The sequence below is a fragment of the Kocuria sediminis genome, from assembly GCF_009735315.1.
GTDB classification, from domain to species: Bacteria; Actinomycetota; Actinomycetes; order Actinomycetales; family Micrococcaceae; genus Kocuria; species Kocuria turfanensis.
Genome location: NZ_WOGU01000041.1, coordinates 1 through 2,063, shown reverse-complemented (window position 1 = coordinate 2,063; position 2,063 = coordinate 1). Strand labels below are relative to the sequence as shown.

At 59.9% G+C, this 2,063-nt stretch carries 1 rRNA gene; it reads left to right on the top strand.

The features are described from left to right. The first annotated feature begins 85 nt into the window (after positions 1–85). Positions 86–1,612: ribosomal RNA gene (locus GMA12_RS18105) — 16S ribosomal RNA — on the top strand. The last annotated feature ends 451 nt before the right edge of the window (positions 1,613–2,063 follow it).

The window sequence follows — 2,063 nt, the reverse complement described above, 5'->3', positions numbered from 1 at the left end:
GTGGGGTGTGGGTGGTCATATTCGGCCTGGATCGTCCGCTCGTCCTGCTTTGCTGCGGGGTGGGTGGGTTTGTTTTTCTGTTTTTTTGACGGAGAGTTTGATCCTGGCTCAGGACGAACGCTGGCGGCGTGCTTAACACATGCAAGTCGAACGATGATCTCCCGCTTGCGGGGGTGATTAGTGGCGAACGGGTGAGTAATACGTGAGTAACCTGCCCTTGACTCTGGGATAAGCCTGGGAAACCGGGTCTAATACTGGATACGACCCCCTGTCGCATGGTGGGGGGTGGAAAGGGTTTGACTGGTTTTGGATGGGCTCACGGCCTATCAGCTTGTTGGTGGGGTAATGGCTCACCAAGGCGACGACGGGTAGCCGGCCTGAGAGGGTGACCGGCCACACTGGGACTGAGACACGGCCCAGACTCCTACGGGAGGCAGCAGTGGGGAATATTGCACAATGGGCGGAAGCCTGATGCAGCGACGCCGCGTGAGGGATGACGGCCTTCGGGTTGTAAACCTCTTTCAGCAGGGAAGAAGCCACAAGTGACGGTACCTGCAGAAGAAGCGCCGGCTAACTACGTGCCAGCAGCCGCGGTAATACGTAGGGCGCAAGCGTTGTCCGGAATTATTGGGCGTAAAGAGCTCGTAGGCGGTTTGTCGCGTCTGCTGTGAAAGCCCGGGGCTCAACCCCGGGTCTGCAGTGGGTACGGGCAGACTAGAGTGCAGTAGGGGAGACTGGAATTCCTGGTGTAGCGGTGAAATGCGCAGATATCAGGAGGAACACCGATGGCGAAGGCAGGTCTCTGGGCTGTTACTGACGCTGAGGAGCGAAAGCATGGGGAGCGAACAGGATTAGATACCCTGGTAGTCCATGCCGTAAACGTTGGGCACTAGGTGTGGGGGACATTCCACGTTCTCCGCGCCGTAGCTAACGCATTAAGTGCCCCGCCTGGGGAGTACGGCCGCAAGGCTAAAACTCAAAGGAATTGACGGGGGCCCGCACAAGCGGCGGAGCATGCGGATTAATTCGATGCAACGCGAAGAACCTTACCAAGGCTTGACATTCACCGGACCGCCTCAGAGATGGGGTTTCCCTTCGGGGTCGGTGGACAGGTGGTGCATGGTTGTCGTCAGCTCGTGTCGTGAGATGTTGGGTTAAGTCCCGCAACGAGCGCAACCCTCGTTCTATGTTGCCAGCACGTGATGGTGGGGACTCATAGGAGACTGCCGGGGTCAACTCGGAGGAAGGTGGGGATGACGTCAAATCATCATGCCCCTTATGTCTTGGGCTTCACGCATGCTACAATGGCCGGTACAAAGGGTTGCGATACTGTGAGGTGGAGCTAATCCCAAAAAGCCGGTCTCAGTTCGGATTGAGGTCTGCAACTCGACCTCATGAAGTCGGAGTCGCTAGTAATCGCAGATCAGCAACGCTGCGGTGAATACGTTCCCGGGCCTTGTACACACCGCCCGTCAAGTCACGAAAGTTGGTAACACCCGAAGCCGGTGGCCTAACCCCTTGTGGGAGGGAGCCGTCGAAGGTGGGACTGGCGATTGGGACTAAGTCGTAACAAGGTAGCCGTACCGGAAGGTGCGGCTGGATCACCTCCTTTCTAAGGAGCCGTTGACCACCGTGTGGTGGTCGCCCCCGCTATAGTGCCCGTCCGTGGTGCTGGTGGGGTGAGCTCATGGGTGGAATGTCAACGAGCAAGTGGCCGCGCTCCGTGTGCCGGCCGGGTTCTTCTTCAGTACCTGCTCTGCTGTGTCCTGTTCCCTTTGCGGGGGCGGGCCGGTGGGGTGGTGGAACGGTGGAGTCCGGGTGGTGGGGGTGTGGTCCATGGCGCACTGTTGGGTCCTGAGACAACAGGGTCCTCGTGGTTCCGGTTGCCGGTGCTGCTGTCCCCGTGCGGGGGTGGTGGTGCGCGGGCCGGGTCGTGGGGGCGGGTTGGCTCTGGTTGTCCCGGCGCCCCACCGGTTTCGGTGGGTCGGTGCAGGTCTTCCCGGTTGGGGGGTCCGGTGCCGGCCTGCGAACCATGGTGTGGGGTGTGTGGGTTGTTGTTTGAG